The sequence below is a fragment of the Dokdonella ginsengisoli genome, assembly GCF_042652785.1.
Taxonomy (GTDB): domain Bacteria; phylum Pseudomonadota; class Gammaproteobacteria; order Xanthomonadales; family Rhodanobacteraceae; genus Dokdonella_A; species Dokdonella_A ginsengisoli.
This window is the reverse complement of the sequence record NZ_JBHSHD010000005.1, coordinates 349131-372115: the sequence shown is the minus strand read 5'-3', so window position 1 is coordinate 372115 and position 22985 is coordinate 349131. Positions and strand designations below refer to the sequence as shown.

Genomic DNA, 22985 nt, shown 5'->3' with positions numbered 1-22985 from the left:
GGACGTGGCTGCAGAACTGCAAGGCAAGCGCATCGCCGTCACCGGCGCGTTCGGCGCGCTCGGCACCGCCGTGGTGCGCGCGCTGCAGGCGCAAGGTGCGCGCGTGGCCGCCATCGACCGCGCCGAGCGGCCGCACGCGCCGGACGACCTCGGCGAGGCGACGCTGCTGGGCGGCGTCGATCTCACCGATGCCGCAGCGGCCGTCGCCGCGCTGGACGCCGTCGCGCAGGCGCTGGGCGGACTCGACGCGCTGGTCAACATCGCCGGCACGTTCCGCTGGGAGACGGTGTCCGACGGCACGCTCGACACCTGGGACCTGCTCTACACGGTGAACCTGCGCAGCGCGGTCGCGGCGAGCAAGGCGGCGATTCCGCATCTGTCGAAGAACGCCGGCGGCCGCATCGTCAACATCGGCGCCAACGCGGCAGCGAAGGCCGGCGCCGGCATGGGCGCCTACGCGGCCTCCAAGTCCGGCGTGGCGCGCCTGACCGAGGCGCTGGCGGAGGAGCTCAAGGACCGCTTCATCACGGTCAACGCGATCCTGCCGAGCATCATCGACACGCCGCCGAACCGCGCCGACATGCCGAAGGCGGACTTCGACCGCTGGGTGAAGCCCGCGCAGCTCGCCGACGTCATCGTGTTCCTGCTGTCCGACCGCGCCGCCGCCGTCACCGGCGCGTCGATCCCGGTGGTCGGCCGCGTCTAGGCTTGCCGCTGCGCGGGACGAGGGCTGAGAGCTGAGGGCTGGCTCAGCTCTTGAGCAGGTCGTGGAAGCGCTTGCGGAACTTGGCGATCTTCGGCGCGACGACGAGCTGGCAGTACGGCTGCTCGCCGTGCAGCTTGAAGTACTCCTGGTGGTAGTTCTCGGCCTTGTAGAACACCTTGAACGGCTCGACCTGGGTGACGATGGCGCCGTTCCATTCGCGGCTGTCGGCGGTCTCGCGGATCGCGCGCTCGATCGCCGCCTTCTGCGCCTCGTCGCGATAGAACGCGATCGAGCGGTACTGCGGACCGACGTCGTTGCCCTGGCGGTCGGGCGTGGTCGGATCGTGGATGGTGAAGAACGCACGCAGCAGCGTGTCGCGGCTGACCACGCGCGGATCGAAGGTGATCTGCACGACCTCGGCGTGGCCGGTGCGGCCGCTGGACACCTGCTCGTAGGTCGGATCGGCGAGCGTGCCGCCCGAGTAGCCCGATTCGACGCGGTTCACGCCGCGGATTTCCGCGTACACCGCCTCGACGCACCAGAAGCAGCCGCCGCCGAGGGTCAGGGTTTCCGTGGTCGGCGCGGCGGCGCCGTTCGGTCCGGGTTCTTCGTTCATCGCGAACGCCTCCGTGGTCAGCAGCAGGAGCAGCAAAGCCAGACAGCGCAGCATCGGCGGTCTCCGTTTCGTGTGTGCCGTCATGGACCGGCCGGGAGCGCCGCGGCTTTCAGCGGTGCGCTCACGAGGCCGGCGGAACCGGCTCCGGCACGGACCGCAGCTTGACGTCGTACGGCGTCGACAGCGCGATGCCGGCCGCGCGCAGGCGCGCGAGCAGGTCGAACAGCAGGTCGCTGCGCACCGAGCCGGACTGGCGCGGACTGGCGATGTAGGCGGTCGCGACGAACAGGATGTTGCCGCCCTGGATGCCCTCCAGCAGCACCGACGGCGCCGGCTTCTCGAGTACGCCCGGATGCGCGGTGATCGAGGCCAGCAGCAGTTCGCGCACGCGGTCGGCGTCGGTGTCGATCGGCACGGGCAGGCGGATCAGCACGCGTCCTTCCGCATTGGCGAGCGTCACGTTGCGCACGCTCTTGGTGATCAGCTCGGAGTTCGGCACGATCACGGTCGAGCGGTCGCCCATCTGGATCTCGGTCGCGCGCACGTTGATGCGGCGGATGTCGCCCTCGGTGTCGCCGAGCACGACCCAGTCGCCGACCTTGACCGGCCGCTCGACCAGCAGGATCAGGCCCGACACGAAGTTCTGCACCACCGCCTGCAGGCCGAAGCCGATGCCGACCGACAGCGCGCTGGCGACCCAGGCGATGCGCTCGACGCTCAATCCCATCGCCGACAGCGCGAACGCGAACACGACCACGCCGCCGGCGTAGCCGAGCAGGGTCGTGACCGAGCTGCGCATGCCCGGGTCGATCTTCGTGGTCGGCAGGTACTTCTCGAGCAGCCAGCGCTGCAGCACGCGGATCGTGATCAGGCCGAACAGGAACACCAGCACGGCGCCGAGCACGGCGCCGGGCGTGATCAGGATCTGGCCGATCTTCAGTCCGCTGCCCGCCTGCGTGCCGCGCGCGATCAGCTCGGCCGGCTCGGAACCGAATCGCGCCACGGCGACGGCGATCGCGAACAGGAATGCGACGACGCGGAAGGCGCCGGAGAACAGCACGCCGGCCTGGTCGAGCAGGCGCGGCTCCAGGCCGAGCGTCCTCTGCGCCCAGTTCGCGCGCGAGGACAGCGCGGTCGCGCAGATGTCCTCGATCAGATGGACGAGCAGGTAGAACGTGCCGGCGACGATGCCGAACCAGACCATCTGCGTGGCGACCAGGTTCGCCAGCGAGACGTAGCCGAGCAGCGCCGCGATCACCGTCACGGCGACGCCGATCCACAGTGCTCCGATGGTGAAGCCGACCCAGGCGGGACGCGGCGCCGGCTCGGCGTCCTCCGCCTCCTCCGTCCGGCCGGCGCGCAGCAGCGCCCAGGCGATCAGCCCGGCGTTGAGGAGCGCGACCACGAGGCTGGCGGAAATGGTCGCGGAAAGGCTGACGTTGGCCAGGCGATTGAGCCGCCCCAGCACGATGGCCAGCACCGCCACGACGCCGAACGCCAGCGGGAAACGCCGCAGGCGCTGCGCCAGCGCATCGCCGATCGGCGGCAACCGCCACGAGGGCCGCGCCGCCGACAGCAGCGCGCGACCGAGGCCGGCGACGAAGCTGCCGACGAAGACCGCGTTGACCAGCGAACGCATGAGCGAACGCTCGGCGTCGGTGAGGGCACCGTGCCAGTCGAGCCCGCTGACGATCGCCTGCGCGCCGAAGCCGGTGAACAAGGTGGTGACCGCGACGACGGCGAAGGCGAGCGCCGATCGGCGTAGTCGGCCGTGCGGGACGCGGTCCGCGGTCAGCTGCATCAGCCAGCGCTCGGCGCGCCAGCGGCCGAACACGATCAGCAGCAGCCCGATCGCCAGCCCGCCGAGCGCGAACCAGCGATTGTCCGGCGCGAAGCTGTCGCGCAGCGCCGTGACGAGGCCGGTACGCACGCTGCCGACGCGCGTGGTGTCGCGGGCGAAATTGTCGCCGATGCCACCCCAGAAACCGGGCGACAGCGGCGAGTCCGTGCGCTGCCCGAAGCGGGCGCGGAAGCCGGCCCGGCGCGCCTCGGCGATGTCGCCGACCAGCTGCTGGCTCTCCTCCGCGATCAGGTTGGCCTGCTTGACCTCGCCGTCGATCGCGGCGCGCTGCTTCTCGATGTCGGCGCGCTGCGCGGCGATCTCGGGCGCTTCGGCGACACCCTTCTCCGGCGCCGGCCCGAGCGCGTTGCCGCGCGCTGCGAGGGCGGCCAGTTTCGGCATGCGGTCGGCCGCCAGCGCGTTCGCCTGATCGAGCAGGGCGCCGGCGGCGTCGCGCAGCTTGCCGAGCTGGGCGTCGTCGAGTTCGGACGGATCCTCGGTGCTCGCCTTGAGCTGCTTGCGGATGTCGGCGAGCTGCTGGCGCGCGTCGTCGAACGGCTTGGACGCGTCCGGCCCCTGCGCGAAGCACGGCGCAGCGAGCAGCAGGAAAAAGAGGAAAACAAGGCGCTGGATCGAAGGCATCCGCGCATCATCGAAGCGCCTGCCAGGGGGCGTCAATCGAATGGGCTGCGGTGGTTCGGCGGGGCTTCAGGGGCGATGCGGGTGGGCGGTGACGAGGGTGTGCGTGAAGTCATCGGAAAAGGCGCGCTCCCGCCGGGCCCTCGCGCATCGCTCCCCTCACCCGCCGCGCGGTACGCGGCGACCTCTCCCGCTTGCGGGAGAGGTCAAGGCAACGCGCTGTTCCCCTCCCTCTCGCTTGCGGCAGAGGTGAAAGCAACGCCATTCCCCCTCTCCCGCTTGCGGGAGAGGGCCGGGGTGAGGGAAGCCGGAGTGGAAGACCGCCCCGAACGGGAAGGCCTTCGCCCCGCGACCTCAGACGGTCACCGGATTGGGCTTGTCCGGATCGAGCTTCCACAGCTTGATCGCGCGCGCCACGTCCTCGGGATTCATCTTGCCCTCGGCGGCGAGCGCGGCGATCGCCGCATGCGCGACCCAGTAGCGGTCCACCTCGAAGAACGCGCGCAGGTTCGCACGCGTGTCGCTGCGGCCGAAACCGTCGGTACCGAGCACGGTGTAGCGCTTGCCGTCCGGCATGAACGCGCGGATCTGGTCGGCGTACTCGCGCACGTAGTCGGTGGCGGCGATCGCCGGGCCGGCGCGATCCTCCAGGCAGGCCGTCACGTGCGCCTTGCGCGGCTTCTTGTCCATCGGATGCAGGCGGTTCCAGCGCTCGGCGTCGAAGCCGTCGCGGCGCAGCTCGGTGAAGCTCGGGCACGACCAGATGTCGCTGGCCACGCCGAACTCCTTCTCCAGCAGCTCCGCCGCCGCGATCACCTCGCGCAGGATCGTGCCGCAGCCGAGCAGCTGCACGACCGGAATCTTGCTCTTGCCCTTGCTCTTGCCCGAATCGCGCAGCAGGTACATGCCCTTGATGATGTCCGCCTCCGCGCCCGCCGGCAGGTCCGGGTGCGCGTAGTTCTCGTTCATCACGGTGACGTAGTAGTAGACGTCTTCCTGCTCCTGCAGCATGCGGCGCGCGCCGTCCTGCACGATCACGGCGACCTCGTAGGAGAAGGTCGGATCGTAGGCGCGGCAGTTCGGGATCGCCCCGGCCAGCAGGTGCGAATGGCCGTCCTCGTGCTGCAGGCCCTCGCCGTTGAGCGTGGTGCGGCCGGAGGTGCCACCGACCAGGAAGCCGCGCGCGCGCATGTCGCCGGCGGCCCAGGCGAGGTCGCCGATGCGCTGGAAGCCGAACATCGAGTAGTAGATGTAGAACGGCAGCATCGGCACGTCCGACACCGAGTAGCTCGTCGCCGCGGCCATCCACGCGCTCATCGCGCCGGGCTCGCTGATGCCTTCCTGCAGCACCTGGCCCTTCTGGTCCTCGCGGTAGTACATCAGCTGGTCGGCGTCGACCGGCTTGTACTTCTGGCCGAACGGCGCGTAGATGCCGATCTGGCGGAACATGCCTTCCATGCCGAAGGTGCGCGCCTCGTCGGCGACGATCGGCACGATGCGCGGACCGACCTGCTTGTCGCGCAGCAGCAGGTTGATGCCGCGCACGAACGCCATCGTGGTGGAGATCTCGCGCTCGCCGCTGCCCTTGGTGATCTGCTCGAACGCCGACAGGTCCGGCACCGCGATCGAGGCGCTCCTGGTGCGCCGCTGCGGCAGGAAGCCGCCGAGCGCCTTGCGCCGCTCGAGCAGGTACTGCACCTCCGGCGAATCCTTGCCCGGGTGGTAGTACGGCACCTCGTCGACCTTGTCGTCGGCGACCGGAATGTTGAAGCGGTCGCGGAACGCGCGCACGGCCTCGTTGTCGAGCTTCTTCTGCTGGTGGGTGGGGTTCTGCGATTCGCCCGCCGCGCCCATGCCGTAACCCTTGACCGTCTTGGCCAGGATCACCGTCGGCATGCCCTGGGTGTTCACCGCCTGGTGGTAGGCGGCGTAGACCTTGTGCGGATCGTGGCCGCCGCGGTTCAGGCGCCAGATGTCGTCGTCGGACAGGCTCGCCACCAGCTCGCGCGTCTCCGGCGTCTTGCCGAAGAAGTGCTCGCGCGTGTACGCCCCGCCGAAGGCCTTGCAGTTCTGGTACTCGCCGTCGACGGTCTCCATCATGATCTTGCGCAGGTTGCCGCTGGTGTCGCGCGCCAGCAGCGGATCCCAGTAGCTGCCCCAGATCAGCTTGATCACGTTCCAGCCGGCGCCGCGGAAGTTGCCTTCCAGCTCCTGGATGATCTTGCCGTTGCCGCGCACCGGGCCGTCCAGGCGCTGCAGGTTGCAGTTGATGACGAAGATCAGGTTGTCCAGCCCTTCGCGGCCGGCCAGCGAGATCGCGCCGAGCGATTCGGGCTCGTCGGACTCGCCGTCGCCGAGGAAGCACCACACCTTGCGGTCGCTCGGCGCGATCAGGCCGCGGTTCTCCAGGTACTTCATGAAGTGCGCCTGGTAGATCGCCTGCAGCGGGCCCAGGCCCATCGACACCGTCGGCACCTGCCAGTACTCGGGCATCAGCCACGGATGCGGGTACGAAGACAGGCCCTTGCCGTGGCCGGCCACTTCCATGCGGAAGTAGTCCAGCTGCTCCTCGCTGATGCGGCCTTCGAGGAACGAGCGCGCGTACACGCCGGGGCTGGAGTGGCCCTGGTGGAACACGAGGTCACCCGGATGGTTCTCGTTCGGCGCGCGCCAGAAGTGGTTGAAGCCGACGTCGTACAGGGTCGCCGACGAGGCGAAGCTGGCGATGTGGCCGCCGAGGTCGCCCGGCTTGCGGTTCGCGCGCACCACCATCGCCATCGCGTTCCAGCGGATCAGCGAGCGGATGCGCCACTCCATCGCCGCGTCGCCCGGCGAGCGCGCCTCCAGGTGCGGCGGGATCGTGTTGACGTACTCGGTCGTCATCTCGAACGGCAGGTAGCCGCCGGCGCGGCGCGTCTCGTCGACCATTCGCTCGAGCAGGTAGTGCGCGCGATCGGTGCCGTCGGCGTTGATCACGCCCTTCAGCGCGTCGGTCCATTCCTGCGTTTCGGTCGGGTCGAGGTCCTGGTCGAGGATGTCGGTGAGCTGGTTCATGCGGATCTCTTCAAAGCGGCGCAGGGACGCCGCGCGGTGGTCGCGTACGGCGCAAGCCCGTCGCGAGGGAAGGCACCAGTTTAGTCGTCCCGCGTTTCCCGTGCATGCTGCACAGCCGTGCACACCGCGGCACGTCACGCCTGCGACCCGGATCCGTCGCGTCGCAGGCGGCATACTCGCGCGAACGGTGCCGATGTCCGGATGCGTCGCGAAACGGCGTAGAAGGAGGCAGCACCGGACCGCAGGGGGAAAACCATGAATCGATACGGGCCGCGCGCCGCGCTCGGCGCCCTGTTCGCGTTCGCCGCGGCGCACGCGCACGCCGCGCTGGTCGTCTACGACGACGCGCTGCGCAACACGTTCCAGGACTATTCCTACGGCGGCGGCAGCGACTTCGGCAACGCCGCCCCGGTGCACGCCGGCACGCACTCGATCCGCTTCGACGGCAACGCCTACAACGCGGTGTCATTCTTCCACGCCGGCGGCGCGCTGCCGCTGGCGCAGTACCCGCAGCTGCGCCTGTGGATCCACGGCGGCAGCAGCGGCGGCCAGCAGCTGACCCTGTTCCTGCAGGACAGCAGCGACGGCTCGATCGCCAGCGTCGCGCTGAACGCCTACATCGGCGGCGGCGCGCCCGCGGCCGGCGCGTGGCGCGAAGCGGTGGTGCCGCTGGCCTCGATCGCGCCGTTCGCCGCGCTGGGCGCGTTCGACCGCATCGACATCCAGAGCAATGCCGCCGGCACGCAGCCGGCGCTGTACCTGGACGACGTCAGCCTGGAAGGCAGCCAGCCCGATCCGATCTTCGGCGACGGTTTCGACGGCGGCGGCGGAGCGGCCGACGGGCTGGCGATCGATCAAGACGTGCCGATCGACGGCCTCGCCGGCGACCGCTTCCGCTGGCGCGACAGCGCCGGCCAGCCACGCGCGGCGGTACTGGCGCACAACGACGGCGGCACCGGCAGCGGCGGCACGCGCGGCGGCGAGCTGCGCGAGTTCCGCTACCAGGCCGGCGCGCAGACGCGCGTCGTGCGGCCGACCTCCGACGGCTTCGGCGGCTTCGGCTACGTCGTCTCGCATCCGTCCAGCGAGGACTTCTGCACCGGCGGCGGCGACCCGTCCAGCCTCGGCCACTTCACGCCGGGCCAGTTCGAGCGCGTGTTCGCCGGGCGCCATCACGCGATCCTGCGCTTCACGCAGAACTACCCGCGCTACTGCACGCGGCTGGCGCCGGCGCAGCGCTACGACGTGCCGGTCACGATCGAATGGACCTTCTCGACCGGCCGCGACCACCCGCTGTGGTCGGTCACCTACGACCTGTCCGGCGTGCCGGCCGACCGGCTCGAGGACGATTCGCGCGGTCCGTACGGGCAGCTGCGCATCGACGGCGCCGAGAACGACGGCGCCCGCGCGCTGATCGGCGGCGTCGCCTGGGGCGACTACTACCGCTTCGCCAGCAGCACCGATCCGGTCACCTTCGGCAGCGCCTGGAGCTGGAACGAAGCCAACACGGTGCCGTTCGTGAAACTGTGGAGCAGCGGCGTCGACGCGACGATGGGCCTGGTGCAGACGCAGACGATCCGCCAGCAGGACGCCGGCGGCTACTGGGGCCAGGACCTGTGGAACACCACCAGCGCACAGGGCGCCGGCTGTCCCGGGCAGTACGCGATGCCGTGCGACTACGACTGGCCGTTCCAGTCGGTCAACTACGAACTCGGCGGCGGCGCGACGCGCAACGCGCGGCTCGCCTGGGGCACCAATTTCGGCTTCCTCGGCCTGCAGCAGTACCGCATCCGCGGCAACGCCTGGTACGGCGGCGGCGGCAACGGCACCGCCCTGCCGGGCGATCCGACCGCGCCGGGCTGGCCGAAGAAGAGCTACGCGACCTGGATCGTGCTCGGCACGCACGGCAGCGATCCGGTCGGCGCGCAGCGGCGCGAAGTCGAAACGGTCCAGAGCCTGACCCTCGGCGCCAGCGTCGGCAGCGTCGCCGTGCAGGGACCGGCCGGCGTCGCCGACACAAGCCCGGCGACGTACCAGCCGCCCGGCTACGATCCGGTGCGCGGCGCGCTGACGTTCCAGGCCGCCGGCAATCGCCTCGACGCGAACGTCGCGGTCGGCGCCGGCACCTTGAAGCATCCGCTGGTGATCGTGCGCGGCTACGCCGCCGCGCTGCCGGCGACGGTGAAGCTCGGCGGCGCGGTGCTGACGCGCGACGTCGACTACTTCCCGTCGCTGCGCGCCGACGCGGCCGAGCTGTGGATCACGCTGAACCGCGATCTGACCGGCGCGGCGAACCGGCTGGAGATCGCTCCCTGAGGAAGGCGCGCGTCAGTCCGCCGGCGAGCGCTCGCAGCCGACCAGCACGTAGCCGCGTCCGCGCACCGAACGCAGCGGCAGGGTCTGGCCGGTGTTCTCCACGACCTTGCGCCGCAGGCGGTGCACCAGCATGTCGAGCCGGTGCGGATCGAATTCGTAGCGGCTCTCGCCGAGCGCCGCGATCAGCTGCTCGCGCGGCACCGGCTCGCCGTTCGCCGCGAACAGGCATTCGAGCACGCCGCGTTCGGCGCGGTTGAGCACGACGTCGCGGCCCGACGGCGCGGCGAGCCGCCAGCCCTGCGCGGCCAGCCGCCAGCGCGATGCGGATGCGGGCGCCGGCGCAGGCACCGGCGCGCGCGCCACCGCCGGCAGACGCATGCGCCGCAGCAGGCTGCCGATCGTCGCGGCGACCACCTCGACCTCGACCGGCTTGGCCAGCCAGGCGTCGGCCCCGTCGTCCAGCGCGCGCAGGCGCTCGGCCGGGCGGCTGCGTCCGGTCAGCATGACGATGCCGAGCGGCGAGCCGGCGCGCAGGTGGCGCGCGACCGACAGGCCGTCCTCGTCGGGCAGGCCGACGTCGATCACGGCGACGTCGAACGCCGTCGCCAGCAGCCGGCGGTACAGGTCGGACGCGTGTCCGAAGCCCTCGACGTCGTAGCCGTTGGCGGCAAGTCCCGGCACGAGGATGTCCTCGCGCAACGCCTCGTCGTCCTCGAGCACGGCCACGCGCGCACGGGGCGAGGTCCTCGTCGCGGCGGCGGCGCCTGCCTCAGGCATCGGCCAATCTCCGCTCCAGCGCCGGCAGCACGACGCGGAATGCCGCGCCACGGCCCGGTTCGCTGTCGACCTCGATGCGGCCGCCGGCGGCGGCCACCAGGTCCTGTGCCACCGACAGGCCGAGCCCGGTGCCGCGTCCGGCCGGCTTGGTCGTGAAGAACGCTTCGAACAGGCGTGCGCGCACCTGCTCGTCGATGCCGTGGCCGCTGTCGCGCAAGGTCAGCGCGACCGGCGCGCCGTCGTCGCCCGCGCGCAGCGTCACCTCGAAGCGGCCGCCATCGGGCATCGCGTCGTTGGCGTTGGAGGCGATGCTGAGCACGACCAGGTCGAGCTGCGCGCGGTCGAACTCGATCGGCACCGGCGCCTCCGGCAGGTCGAAGGCGATGCGCACGCCGGGGGCGAACAGCTGGCGCAGCATCGGCTGCAGGTCGCGCAGCGCCTCGACCAGGTCGAAGCGCTCGACGCGCGCGGCGTCGCGGCGGCCGAAGGTGAGCAGCCGCTGCGTCACCGCCGTCGCGCGGCGCGCGGCCGCCTCGACGCCGGCGAGCGCCTTCTTCGCCTCGCCCGCGTCGTCGAGCCGGCGTCCCTTCTCGGCGTAGCCGAGGATCAGGCTGAGCAGATGGTTGAAGTCGTGCGCGACGCCGCTGGCCAGTCGCCCGACCGCCTCGACCTTCTGCGCGTGCACCAGCTGCTGCTGCACCCTCTCGCGCTCGGCCATCTCCGCTTCCAGGCGCCGGTTCGCCGCCGCCAGCGCGTCGCCGCGACGCGTCGCATCGGCCAGGCTCTCGCGCAAGGCGCGCACGCTGCGGTCGATCACGATCGCGATCAGCAGATAGATCACGCCGCCGATCACCACGCTGATCGTCACGTTCATCGGCGTGTCGATCGGATTGCCGCGGCCGGCGTCGACCACGCCGCCAGCGACGAAGGCTGCCAGCACGCAGGCGTACATCAGCCACAGCGCGCGGCGTCCGATCATCAGCCCGGCCAGCACCATCCAGACGATCGCCAGCGGCTGCTCGTAGCCCTGCCGGCTGCTGCCGTCCAGCGCGTGGCTGAGGATCATCACGATCGCGATCAGCGCCAGCGTCTGGCGGATCGCCCACTGGAAGCGGCCGCGCCGGATCAGCACCACGCCGAACAGCGCGAACGCGCTGACCGCCAGGCTCATGATCAGGCTGGCGGTTTCCTCCGCGCGCCATGGAATGCCCGACAGCGCGATGCGGTACGCCCACATCAGCGGCGGCAGCGAACCGAGGATCAGCAGCACGACCTGCAGCATCGGCGCATTGCGGCGATCGACCGGATCGGCCACCGGCGCGCGCCACAGCCAGCCGGCGCGCGGCCGCACACCCTCCGCCGACGGCGAGGAAGGAAGATCTGACATGCCCCTGGAGTCTTCGTTTGGGGCCGGCGCGGAAGCTTCCTGCCTAAGGCGCGGCGTGTACGGTGGATTCGTATCTTTGTACGGAAAGATACCCCAAAGGCCCAGGGCCGCGAAGGCGCCGGCGGCGCGCCGACACACTTCGACGCAGTTGCCGCCGCGCGCGCGTCAGTTCGGCGTGGCGAGGATCGCGCGCAGCCAGCCGGGCGTCCACCACGCGCTGCGCGGAGCGCGCGCGCAATCGGCGCGGATCGCCGCCGCCGGCGGGCGCGGCAGCCAGGACATGTCCGAGGCGTCGTCGAGATACTGCGCGACCAGATCGACGAGGCCGGGCTGCTGCGGATCGGATACGGTATCGGCGGCGTAGACGCGCAGGCGCGCGTGGAACCACAGCCCGTGCGCGGGAAGGCGGCGCGCGCGCTGCTCACGCAGCGCACGGACCAGCGGCTCGATCTCGCCGCTGCGCGCATGCGCCACGAAACGCCGGCCGCGCTCGGACATCGTGCCGATGCGGAAGAAGTCGCCGGCGCAGACGACGTGCAGATCGTCGTAGCTGCCGCGATATCCTTTCGGCCGGTCCTGCTGCACCAGCGCGCGCAAGGCGCGCCAGTCGGCGCTGGCGCGCTGGCGCTCGTGCACCGCCTTCACGTGCGCGTCGAAGAACCGGCGCAAGGCGTCGTGCGGCACGCGCCGCCGCGCCAGCGCGGCGAGGTCGTCCTGGCCGGTCTGCCGGCGCAGCCATCCGCCGAGCGCCTTGCGCGCCCGGCGTGCGGCGGCGAGGTCGGCGCGTGCGTCCGCGTTCGCCTCCTCGCCTTCGCTCTCGGCGTCGCTCTGGAACTCGCTCCACGAGAACCCGTCGCTCTCGCCGGCATCCGGCTCGTCGAACTGCGCCGTAGCCAGGCGCGCGAGGAAGCCGGCGAACGAATCGGCCAGCACCACCGCCTCGCCCTCGCCGCCGATCAGCACCACCGGCCACTGCGAACTCGCGCCGCCCTCGCGGTTCCAGAGCGCGACGTCACCGCCGTCGCCGATGGTCAGGAAGATCGCGAACTGCTCCGACAGGTCGGCGCCTTCCTCGATCCAGAAATCGTTGAAGCGCGACGTCCACCGGCCGTCGTCGCCGCTCAGGCCCTCGGCCAGCGGCAGGCCGGGCGGCGCCTCGGCGTCCAGCCAGCGTGCGAACTCGAGCAGCAGCTGCGGCGCCTGCGCCGGCGGCGCGAATGCGCCGCGCAGCTGCGCGGGATCGATCCTGCCGTACGCGCCCGCCGCCGACGCGCGAGGGCCGTGCAGCAGTGGCGCGAGCAGCGCGGCGCCGGCCAGACCCGCACCGGCGCGCAGCAGGCCGCGCCGCTTCACGGCGCCGGTTTCGCCGCGACCTGCTCGCGGATCTGCGCCTCGACCACGGCCAGCGCGGTCATGTTGAACACGCGGCGCACCGTCGCGGCCGGCGTCAGCACGTGGGCCGGCTTGGAGAAGCCCATCAGGATCGGCCCGAGCACCACGCCGTCGGTCATCACGCGCGTCATGTTGAAGGCGATGTTGGCCGAGTCCATGTTCGGGCAGACGAACACGTTGGCCGAACCGGCCAGGCGCGAGTTCGGGAACAGACGTTCGCGCACCTCGGGATTGAGCGCGGTGTCGGCGTGCATCTCGCCCTCGATCTCGACCTTGGGCAGGCGCTCGCGCAGCAGCTCGACCACGCGGCGCATCTTCTGCGCGCTGACGTCGTCGTGGCTGCCGAAGTTGGAGTGCGACAGGATCGCCACCTTCGGCGTGATGCCGAACAGCTTGAGCCGCAGCGAGGCCTGCGCGGCGGATGCCGCGATGCGTTCGGCGTCCGGATCGAGCGCGACGTGCGTGTCGAGGAAGAAGAACACGCCGCGGTCGTTGAACACCGCGCTCATCGCCGAGACGTTGTCGACGCCGGGATCGAGCGGCAGGATGCCGCGCAGGTAGCCGAGCTTCTTGTGGTAGCGGCCGACGAGGCCGCAGATCAGCGCGTCGGCCTCGCCGCGGCGGAGCATCAGCGCGGCGATCACGGTCGAGCGCGAGCGCACGATCGCCTTGGCGCTGTCCGGCGTGACGCCGCGGCGCTCCATCAGCTCGTGGTAGAGCGTCCAGTAGTCCTTGAAGCGCGGATCGCTCTCGATGTTGCACAGCTCGAAGTCGACGCCGGGCCGCAGGCGCAGCGACAGGCGCTGGATGCGCGACTCGATCACCGACGGGCGGCCGATCAGGATCGGCCGGGCGGTGCCCTCGTCGACCACCGCCTGCACCGCGCGCAGCACGGTCTCCTCCTCGCCCTCGGCGTAGACGACGCGCTTGGGATCGTTCTTGGCGCGCGCGAACACCGGCTTCATCAGCAAGGTGGTGCGGAACACGAACTGGTTGAGCTTCTCCCAGTACGCGCGCAGGTCCTCGATCGGGCGTGTGGCCACGCCCGAGTCCATCGCCGCCTTCGCCACCGCCGGCGCCAGCTGCACGATCAGGCGCGGATCGAACGGCTGCGGGATCAGGTAGTCCGGACCGAAGGTCAGCGTGCGTCCGCCGTAGGCACGCGCGGCGATGTCGCTCGACTCGCGCCGCGCCAGTTCAGCGATCGCGTGCACGCAGGCGATCTTCATCGCCTCGTTGATGACCGTCGCGCCGACGTCGAGCGCGCCGCGGAAGATGTACGGGAAGCACAGCGCGTTGTTGACCTGGTTCGGATAGTCCGAACGGCCGGTGGCGATGATCGCGTCGGGGCGCACCGCGCGCGCCTCCTCCGGCAGAATTTCCGGCGTCGGGTTGGCCAGCGCCAGGATGATCGGCCGCTCGCCCATGCGCTCGACCATCGCCGGCTTGAGCACGCCCGGCGCAGACAGGCCGAGGAAGATGTCGGCGCCGTCGATGATCTCATCGAGCGTGCGCGCGTCGGTGTCGCGCGCATAGCGGCACTTGTTCGGATCCATCTCGAGGACGCGGCCCTTGTAGACCACGCCAAGACGGTCGGCGACCCAGATGTTCTCCGGCTTGACGCCGAGCCCGACCAGCATGTCCAGGCAGGCGATGCCGGCGGCGCCGGCGCCGGTGGAGACCAGCTTGATCTCGCCGATCTCCTTGCCGGCCACGCGCAGCGCGTTGATGACCGCGGCGCCGACGATGATCGCGGTGCCGTGCTGGTCGTCGTGGAAGACCGGGATCTTCATGCGCTCGCGCAGCTTCTTCTCGACCTCGAAGCACTCGGGCGCCTTGATGTCCTCGAGGTTGATGCCGCCGAAGCTCGGCTCCAGGCTGGCGATGATCTCGACCAGCTTGTCCGGATCGTTCTCGGCGACCTCCAGGTCGAACACGTCGATGCCGGCGAACTTCTGGAACAGCACGCCCTTGCCTTCCATCACCGGCTTGGCGGCGAGCGGGCCGATGTTGCCCAGGCCGAGCACCGCGGTGCCGTTGGTGATGACCGCGACGAGGTTGCTGCGCGCGGTCAGCGTGGCGACCTCGCCCGGATCGCGCACGATCTCCTCGCAGGCGGCGGCGACGCCGGGCGAGTAGGCGAGCGAAAGCTCGCGCTGGGTGACGACGGGCTTGGTCGGCGTGACCTTGATCTTTCCGGCCGGGTCCTTGCGGTGGTAGGCGAGTGCGGCTTGCTTGAGTTCTTCGATCGTCGGCATGGCGTCCCGTGACCGCGCGGAACGGACCGCGCGCTGCTTGAGCTGCGAGCGCGCGACTATAGCATCGCGCATGGCGCCAGCCGCCGGCCCGGCGGGCGGCGCGACGACCTGTCACGCGGCCGCGACGGCCGATGCGGCGGCGGCGACCGGCAGCGGCACCGTCCCCGTGGCGCGCGGCGACCTTGCTATGCTGGCGGCCGGAACAGGAACCGAAAACGACGATGACGGGAGGCTCCGCCGACGGCGACGTGACGCGCCTGCTCCTGCGCTGGTCGCAGGGCGACGACGACGCGCTCGACCGCCTGACGCCGCTGATCTACGAGGAGCTGAAGACGCTCGCCTCGCGCGAGCTGGCGCGCGAACGCGCCGACCACACGCTGCAGACGACCGCGCTGGTCAACGAGGCGTTCGCGCGCATGATCGGGCACGGCGACACGCGCTTCGAGAACCGCGCGCATTTCGCCGCGATCGCCGCGCGCGCGATGCGGCGCGTGCTGGTCGACCACGCGCGCCGGCGCCGCGCCAGGAAGCGCCCGACCTCGGACGAGCGCGTGTCGATCGAGGAGATCGACCTCGAAGGCGCCGCCGGCGTCGATCTGATCGGCCTGGACCTGCTGCTCGAGCGGCTGGCGCAGATCAGCCCGCGCCAGGCGAAGGTCGTCGACATGAAGTTCTTCGCCGGACTGGAGCTGGAGCAGATCGCCGACCTGCTCGACGTCGCGCGCCCGACCGTCGTGCGCGACTGGCGCATGGCGCGGGCCTGGCTGCAGCGCGAACTGTCCTGAGCATGTGAGCATGGACGAGCAGGACCGGCGCTACGCGCGCGCGCAGGCCATCACACACGAACTGCTCGACCTGCCACGCGCCGCACGCGCCTCGCGGCTGGACGCCCTGTGCGAAGGCGACGCCGACCTGCGCCGCGAGGTCGAATGGCTGCTCGACCGCGCCGAGGACGCCACGCTCGACGACGACGGCCTCGCCGCGCGCGTTGCCGACGCCGCCGGGCGCCTGACCGCGCAGCTGCGCGTGGACGCCGGCGCGCCGGGCAGTTACCGCCTGATCCGGCGCCTGGGCGAAGGCGGCATGGGCGTGGTCTGGCTGGCCGAACGGCGCGTCGGCGGCGCGCTTCAGCACGTCGCGCTCAAGCGCCTGCGTGCGGACGCGGTCCCGCTGCAGCAGCGCTTCGACGAGGAGCAGCGCATCCTCGCCTCGCTCAGCCACCCGAACATCGCCCACCTCGTCGACGCCGGCAACGACGCCGACGGCGAGCCGTTCCTGGCGATGGAGTACGTCGAAGGCGAACGCATCGACCGCTGGTGCGAGGCGCGCGGGCTCGACCTGCGCGAGCGCGTCGCGCTGTTCCTGAAGGTCTGCGCGGCGGTGTCGTACGCGCACGAGCGCCTGGTCATCCATCGCGACCTGAAGCCGGCCAACATTCTGGTCGATGCGAGCGGCGAGCCGAAGCTGCTCGACTTCGGCATCGCGCGGCTGGTCGACGCCGACACGGCCGTCACGATGGCGACGCGCGCGATGACGCTGGCCTACGCCAGCCCCGAACAGATCGAGGGCACGCGGCTGGGCACGTCGACCGACGTCTACTCGCTCGGCGTGGTGCTGTACGAGCTGGTCGCCGGCGTGCGTCCGTTCGATCACATCGCTTCCGACCATGCGCGCTCGAATGCGATCGTCTCCGGCGAGATCACGCCGCCGAGCCTGCAGGTGCGACGCTCCGCCGCAGCGCCGCCGCGAGAGGACTCGCCGCGCAAGGCCGGCGCGCGCCGCATCCCGGCCGACGTCGACGCGATCGCACTGAAGGCGCTGCGCCGCGAACCGGTGCAGCGCTACGCCTCGGTGCACGAGCTGGGCGCGGATCTCGAGCGCTTCCTCGCCTCGCAACCGGTACTCGCACGGCGCGGCCGCTGGAGCTATCGCGCGCAGCGCTTCGCCTGGCGCAACCGCTGGGCGCTCGGCGCCGCCGCGCTGCTGATCGTGATCGTCGCCGGATTTACCTGGCGCACGGTGCTGGCCGAACGCGAGGCGCGCCTGCAGGCGCAGGTCGCCGACCGCACGACCGAGTTCCTGGTCTCCACCTTCGCCCTGTCCGATCCGACGCGCTCGGGCCGGCACGATTTCAGCGCGCGCGAAGTGCTCGACCAGGGCCACGCGCGCGTCGACCATGAACTCGCCGACCAGCCGCGCGTGCGCGCGCGCCTGCTCGAAGCCCTCGGCAACGCCTATCGCGGCATCAACGAAGGCACCGCCGGCGCACCGCTGCTGGAGGAAGCGGCACGGCTGGATCTCGATCCGGCCGTGGCCGATCCGCTGGCGGCCGCACGCAGCCTGCGCGCGAAGGCCAGCGGCATCCTGGCAGTGAGAGGTTCGTCGGAGGAAGCCGAGCACGCCGCCCAGCGCGCGCTCGAACTGACCCGCCGGCACGCCGCCGACGACGACGCGCTGCTGGCCGACGCCTACGGCACGCTGGCGCAGGCGCTCGACGCCGCCGGCAAGGGACCGCAGGCGATGGCCGCGGCGCGACAGGCGCTGGCCCTGCGCGAACGCGCGCACGCCCCGCCGCTGGCGGTCGCACGCAGCCTGCTCGACATCTGCGCCGTGGCCTCGGGCGGCGGCGAGCAGGCCGAAGCGCTGCCCTTCTGCGAACGCGCGCTCGCGCTGTACGGCCAGGCGGGAGCGACGCGCACGAACGACTATCGCCTGGCGCTCAGGCAGTACGAAACCACCCTGTTCTACAGCGGCGACTACGCCAAGGGCATCGCGGTCAATCGCGAGCGCCGCGCCCTGACCCGCGACCTGTTCGGCGAGGACAGCACCGTGCTCGCGATGGAGCGCGTCGTCGCCGCCGAGACGCTGGCCGAGCGCGGGCTGTTCGACGAGGCCGCCGCCTCGCTGGCCGAAGGCACTCCGGTGATCCTGGCGCGCAACGGGGCGCAGAGCACGCAATACGCGCTGGCCGTGTTCAACACCGGCTGGATGAAGTACCTGCTCGGCCAGTTCGACGCGGCGGTGCCGCTGCTGCGCAAGGCGCTGGACATCTACCAGGCCGCCGTGGACGGCAAGGACAACGATCGCCTGCCCGTGCTGCGCGTGGACCTGGCGCTGGCCCTGATCGATTCCGGCCGCGCCGACGCCGAAGCGCGCACGCTGCTGGATGCGGTCGTCACCGCGCGCAGCGCGGCGCACGCCGACACCGCCGGGCTGGCCTATGCGCGACTGCCGCTGGCGCGCTGGCACGTGGCGCATCGGCAGTACGACGAAGCGCAGGTCCTGCTCGACCAGGTCGAGGCAGTCGGAGACCGCATCGAACCGGAAATGCACGCGCGCGCCGCCGCGGCGCGCGCGCAGATCCGGCGTGCGCAGGGCGATCCGGCCGGCGCGCTGCGTTTCGAGCAGACCGCCTACGACCTGACCCTGCGCGACGTGGGTGAACAGCATCCGCGCACCGCGCGCTACGCCCTGGCCTACGCCAAGGCGCTGCGCGAGGCCGGCGAGAATGCACGCGCCGAGGCGCTGGAACGCGAGTTCGGCCCACGGCTCGAACAGGCCTATCCGGCAGACTCGGCGTTCCGGCGCCTGCTGCCTGCGGGGGGCTGAAGGCGAGAAGCGTTGTTTTCTCGCAGAGACGCAGAGGACGCAGAGAGAGAGAGCGTTTTTTCCTTCTTTTTCCTTTCTCCGCGTTCTCTGCGCCTCTGCGAGAGAGCTTTTTTTGGGAAGTGTTGACGCTGCCCGCCCCCTTGCGCGGAGGAAAAAAACCGCCCCGCAACGGTCGTGCCGTTGCGGGGCGGTGGTCCCCCCTACGAACCGTCGGGGCGCAGCGTCGCGCTGGCCTGCGCGGCTTCGAGCAGCCAGGCATCCGCCTCCTGCGTACGTACGTGCGCCAGCGCGCAGGTGGCGCCGTCGGCGGACGCAATCCATGGCGTGACGCGCTCGCGGCCCAGCGCATCGCGATGCAGCAGGCGCAGCAGCGAAGTCCTCGCATCGAGCGGCGTGCGCTGCACGCGCAGTTGCGTGGATCCGCCGCGCACGACCATCACGTCGTCCAGACGCTCCCCGCTCGCCGGCGGCAGCACGAACGCGTGCGTCGCTTCGCCGCCGAGCAACGCCTCGGCCTCCGCGCCGGCGATCTGCGTGCCGTCGCCGTACGGCACGTCGAAGCCGTCGCGCAGCAGCACCAGCACGTTCGTGTCGGACACGTTCTGCGGCGCCGCGCCGCCGAGCGCGAGCGCGAAGCTCACCTCGGATTCGTCGCTGTCGAAGCGCACCGGCACGCTGACGCGCCAGGTCAGGCTGCGGCCGGGTGGCAAGGTCACGCGGTCGCTCAGCGGGCCCTCGCCGCTCGCCGCGCACGATGCACCGCCGTCGCCGCCGAAGCACTGCCAGTGCGCGTAGGCGGCGTCGAACGCGGCCGACAGGCTCGCATCCAGCGCGACGTCGGCCGCCGTGCCGAAGCCGTCGTTGCGCAGGCTCACGGTGTAGTCGACCACCTGGCCGTAGCGCGCGAACGCGCGGCCGTCGTCGATCGTCAGCACGAGCTGCGGCGGCAGCGCGGCGCAGTGCACGGCGACGTCGGTCACGTCACTGCCGGCCACCGTGCCGCTGCCGCGTTCGACCGTGCAGCCCTGCCCGGCCGGTGCGCCCGCCACGCTGACCGCATAGGCATTGCCGCTGGGTACGGGCGTGGCGAAGACGAACGCGCCGTCGGCGGCGATCGGCAAGGTTTCGCCACCGTCGAGCTGCAGCACCAGCCCGTCGCCGGCGACGCCGTCGACGACGCCGCCGATCGTATGCGCGTCGGTGGTGCAGGTGACGGCGACGTCGGTCACGTCGGCATCGCCGATCGTGCCGCTGCCGTCGGCGACGGTGCAGGTCTGCCACGGCTGCTCGGGCTGCGCCGCGACGGCGACCTCGTACGCGGCGCCGAACGGGAGCGCGGTCGGAAATACGAACGCGCCGTCGGCGGCGATCGCCAGCGTCTGCCCACCGTTGATCTGCAGCTGCAGGCCGCTGCCGGCCAGTCCGCCCACGCTGCCGCCGACCGTGCGCGCGTCGGGCGCGAACACCGCCAGTACGGCGCAGTCGGCATCGAGCGCGGCGATGGTGTAGGTCAGGCCGTCGAGCACGCCGATCGAAGCGCCGTCGGCGCCGCAGGTGTCGGAGACCGAATCCAGGTGCGCGTGCGCGGCGGGTGAGAGATCCAGCACGACTATCGCCGCGGACGGCTCGGTCGCGTAGCCGGCGATGCAGCCGTCGCCGTTCTCGTCGCAGCCTTCGATGCCGCCGCTGGCCGGCAGCGTGCCGCCGGTGGCGGCGGCCGCGACCGAACCGGGCCCGTCGAGCGCGACGACGAACTGCGCCTGACGCAGCTCGACCGCGCCGAGGTCGCAGGCCGCACCTTGCGGACGCGCCACGCCGCGCTGGTCGGCGTCGTACGGCGCGGCGCCGCAAGCGGCCGGATCGCCGGCATCGAGGGCCGAACCGCCGATGCCCGGCAGCAGGGTCGGCGCGGCCCCGCCGTTGTCCTGCAGGGGGCCGAGCTGCGGATCGGCGGAGACGACGCCGCTGCAGGTCGCATTCGCCGGGCAACCGCCCTGCACCACGCTGTCCGACAGCGTGACGCTGCCGCCGCTCGAGGAGATTTCCCCACCCGGGCCGCTGTCGCCCCAAAGGATCAGGCGGCGCAGGCTCGCCGCCGTGTTCCTGGCGAAGATCGCGCCGGCCGTGGTGGCGGCGGCGTTGCCGGTGAACGTCACCTGGTCCAGGTCCGGCTGGCCGCGCTCGATCTGGATCGCACCGGCCACGCCGTTGGTCGCGCGATTGCCGGCGAAGGTCGACTGCCGGATCGACAGCGCGCTCGCCGTGAGGTAGGCCGCGCCGCCGCCCCAGCGCGCGCGATTGCCGCTGAACGTGCTGCGGCTGAGGATCGGGTCGGCGCGGCCACCGTCGCCACCAGTGCCGTTGCCGCCGTCCACCATCAGCGCCGCACCCCAGTCGGCGCTGTTGCCGCTGAACCACAGCCGCGAAAGGGTCGGGCTGCAGGCGTGCCCATCGTCGTGGCCGACGCCGTTGCAGTACAGGCCGCCGGCCACCGAGCCGTTGTAGATCGGATACTGCCAGCCGGTGCCGCCGGTGATCGCGAAGCCGTCGAGCACGGTGTCGTTGCCGATCGGACCGGCGGCGCCGGTGCCGTCCATGACCACCACGTTATAGGTGTTGCCCCCGGCGATCTGCTCGGCGTCGCGCACCACGCCGTCCGCATCGACCGCGTCGTTGCCGTCGATGTCGCCGGACAGCACGGTGCGGTGCGCGCCGGGGTCGGCCTGTTCGCGCGCGCTCTCGCCGCCGGCGAAGCCGCCGTAGACCGCCAGGCCCGGACGGATCGCGAAACTGATCGCGCGGTCCGTTCCCGCGGTCGGCTTGTACACGCCCTTGGCAACCCAGACCTCCTCGCACAGCGGCTCGCGCAGCGCCGATTGCAGGTCGGTGTAGGCGCTGGCCCAGCCGAGGCCTTCGTTGGCGCCGGTGGCGGAGCGGTCGACGTAGCAGCGGTGCGGCGGCACGATCTCGACCGCGCCCAGGTCGCAGCCGCCGCCCTGCGGGCGCGCCACGCCGCGCTGGTCGGTGGCCGGGCAGGCCGCGGCGTCGCCCGTGTCGATCGCCGGTCCGGCGGCGTCGGGCAGCAGGGTCGCGCCGAAGCCGCCGTGCTCGCCGAGCGCACCGAGTCGCGGGTCCACGTCCTGCACGTCGGTGCACGTCGCACCGGCCGGGCAGCCGCCCTGCACGATGCTGTGCGAGATCGCCGGCTGCGCGCCGACGGTGTTGTGGAACTCGGGCAGGGCGTTGGCCTGGTCGCCCCAGAAGATCGCGTTGACGATGCGCGGCGTCGCGCCGACGCCCTCGTTGACCATAGCGCCGCCGAGGTGATTGGCGCCGTTGGCCGTGTTGCCGCTGAAGGTCACGTTGGTCAGCGTCATCGCGCTGCTGCCGCCGACGCCGGCGTTGTAGATCGCACCGCCGTTGCCGATGCTGGTGCCGAGACTGGCGTCGTTGCCGCTGAAGGTGACGTTGACCAGGCTCGCGTCGGCGGTGCCGCCCTGGCCGCCGCTGGAGTTGTAGATCGCGCCGCCCTTGTCGGCGCGGTTGCCGTTGAACGTCGCGCGTTCGATGCCCGGGCTGGCGACGCCGTTCAACTCGGCCCAGACGTAGATCGCGCCGCCGTAGCGCGTGGCGAGGTTGCCGTCGAACACGACGTCGGAAAGCGCCGGGCTGGCGCTGCCGGCGCCGTCGGCGCGCAACGCCATCGCGCCGCCGTAGGCCGCCATGTTGGCGACGAAGCGCAGCCGCGCCAGGGTCGGATCGCAGCGGCGTCCGGCGGCCGCGCCGGTGCAGTACAGGCCGCCGCCGAGCGTGGCCGGGAACGGGCCGTTCGCGTTGCCGTCGCGGATGGTGAAGCCGTCGAGCACGGTGCTCGCGGTGATCGCGTCGGCCGCGGCGGTGCCGTCCAGCGTGACCACGTGCCAGCTGTTGTCGGCGGCATCGCCGGGCGCGCCGATGTCGCCGGACAGCACGGTGGCGTGTGCGAGCGGATCGCGCGCCTCGCGCACGCTCTCGTCGCCGGCGAAGCCGCCGTAGACGGCGCTGCCCGGCCGCACGGCGAAACTGTCGCCGCGCGCGGCGCCCGGCGTGTAGGTGCCGGCCGCGACCCAGACCTCGCCGCAGGCCGCATCGCGCAGCGCCGATTGCAGGTCGACGTAGGCATCGGCCCAGGTCGCGCCGTCGTTCGCGCCGGCGGCGCCGGCCCTGACATGGCAGGCAGCGTGTGCCGCGCCGCTGCCCAGGAGCGCCAGCAGCAGTGCGCCGCGTGCGGCGAGATGGAGCGTGGTGTTCATCGATCGTCCCGTGTCCGTGGCCTGTCCCGAACGGGCCGTGCCGCCGCGAAAGGCGGCGGTGCAAGGTCCGTACGACAGGCAACGCGCACGATCGCGGCG

Annotated in this window: 12 protein-coding genes; 4 read left to right on the top strand and 8 right to left on the bottom strand. The window is 71.7% G+C overall.

Going from position 1 to position 22985, the window contains the following annotated elements; all coding sequences use genetic code 11:
- Positions 1-4 precede the first annotated feature (4 nt).
- Entirely contained in the window at positions 5-706 is a 702-nt protein-coding gene (locus ACFO6Q_RS06060; RefSeq protein WP_380019676.1) for an SDR family NAD(P)-dependent oxidoreductase, read from the top strand.
- A 43-nt stretch (positions 707-749) separates the two neighbouring features.
- On the opposite strand, the gene msrA is transcribed toward ACFO6Q_RS06060, so the two are convergent.
- From msrA to aceE, 3 genes are all read right to left on the bottom strand, one after another.
- Positions 750-1376: a peptide-methionine (S)-S-oxide reductase MsrA gene (msrA, locus tag ACFO6Q_RS06055; RefSeq protein WP_380019675.1), complete on the bottom strand. Its 627-nt coding sequence runs from the start codon at positions 1374-1376 to the stop codon at positions 750-752.
- A gap of 67 nt (positions 1377-1443) precedes the next feature.
- Positions 1444-3804, bottom strand: coding sequence for a DUF3772 domain-containing protein (locus ACFO6Q_RS06050; protein WP_380019674.1), 2361 nt, complete (start codon positions 3802-3804; stop codon positions 1444-1446).
- A 351-nt stretch (positions 3805-4155) separates the two neighbouring features.
- The gene (gene aceE / locus ACFO6Q_RS06045; RefSeq protein WP_380019673.1) at positions 4156-6855 is read right to left on the bottom strand and encodes a pyruvate dehydrogenase (acetyl-transferring), homodimeric type; all 2700 of its coding nucleotides are present in this window, start codon (positions 6853-6855) and stop codon (positions 4156-4158) included.
- Positions 6856-7110: 255 nt separating this feature from the next.
- On the opposite strand from aceE, the gene ACFO6Q_RS06040 reads away from it, so the two are divergent.
- Entirely contained in the window at positions 7111-9171 is a 2061-nt protein-coding gene (locus ACFO6Q_RS06040; RefSeq protein ID WP_380019672.1) for a hypothetical protein, read from the top strand.
- Positions 9172-9183: 12 nt separating this feature from the next.
- On the opposite strand, the gene ACFO6Q_RS06035 is transcribed toward ACFO6Q_RS06040, so the two are convergent.
- From ACFO6Q_RS06035 to ACFO6Q_RS06020, 4 genes are all read right to left on the bottom strand, one after another.
- A complete protein-coding gene (locus tag ACFO6Q_RS06035; protein WP_380019671.1) occupies positions 9184-9948 on the bottom strand; it encodes a response regulator transcription factor in 765 nt (254 codons plus the stop codon).
- A complete protein-coding gene (locus ACFO6Q_RS06030; RefSeq protein WP_380019670.1) occupies positions 9941-11335 on the bottom strand; it encodes a sensor histidine kinase in 1395 nt (464 codons plus the stop codon). Before ACFO6Q_RS06030 ends, ACFO6Q_RS06035 begins: the two co-directional genes overlap by 8 nt.
- 165 nt (positions 11336-11500) lie before the next feature.
- Positions 11501-12688, bottom strand: coding sequence for a hypothetical protein (locus ACFO6Q_RS06025; RefSeq protein WP_380019669.1), 1188 nt, complete (start codon positions 12686-12688; stop codon positions 11501-11503).
- Positions 12685-14985, bottom strand: coding sequence for an NADP-dependent malic enzyme (locus ACFO6Q_RS06020; protein ID WP_380019668.1), 2301 nt, complete (start codon positions 14983-14985; stop codon positions 12685-12687). The genes ACFO6Q_RS06025 and ACFO6Q_RS06020 overlap by 4 nt, the downstream gene beginning before the upstream one ends.
- Positions 14986-15206: 221 nt before the next feature.
- On the opposite strand from ACFO6Q_RS06020, the gene ACFO6Q_RS06015 reads away from it, so the two are divergent.
- A complete protein-coding gene (locus ACFO6Q_RS06015) occupies positions 15207-15770 on the top strand; it encodes an ECF-type sigma factor (protein ID WP_380019666.1) in 564 nt (187 codons plus the stop codon).
- A 10-nt stretch (positions 15771-15780) separates the two neighbouring features.
- Entirely contained in the window at positions 15781-18594 is a 2814-nt protein-coding gene (locus ACFO6Q_RS06010) for a serine/threonine-protein kinase (protein ID WP_380019665.1), read from the top strand.
- A 200-nt stretch (positions 18595-18794) separates the two neighbouring features.
- Here ACFO6Q_RS06010 and ACFO6Q_RS06005 read toward each other — a convergent pair whose 3' ends face one another.
- Complete coding sequence (locus ACFO6Q_RS06005) at positions 18795-22886, bottom strand: choice-of-anchor Q domain-containing protein (RefSeq protein ID WP_380019664.1); 4092 nt, start codon at positions 22884-22886, stop codon at positions 18795-18797.
- Positions 22887-22985 lie beyond the last annotated feature (99 nt).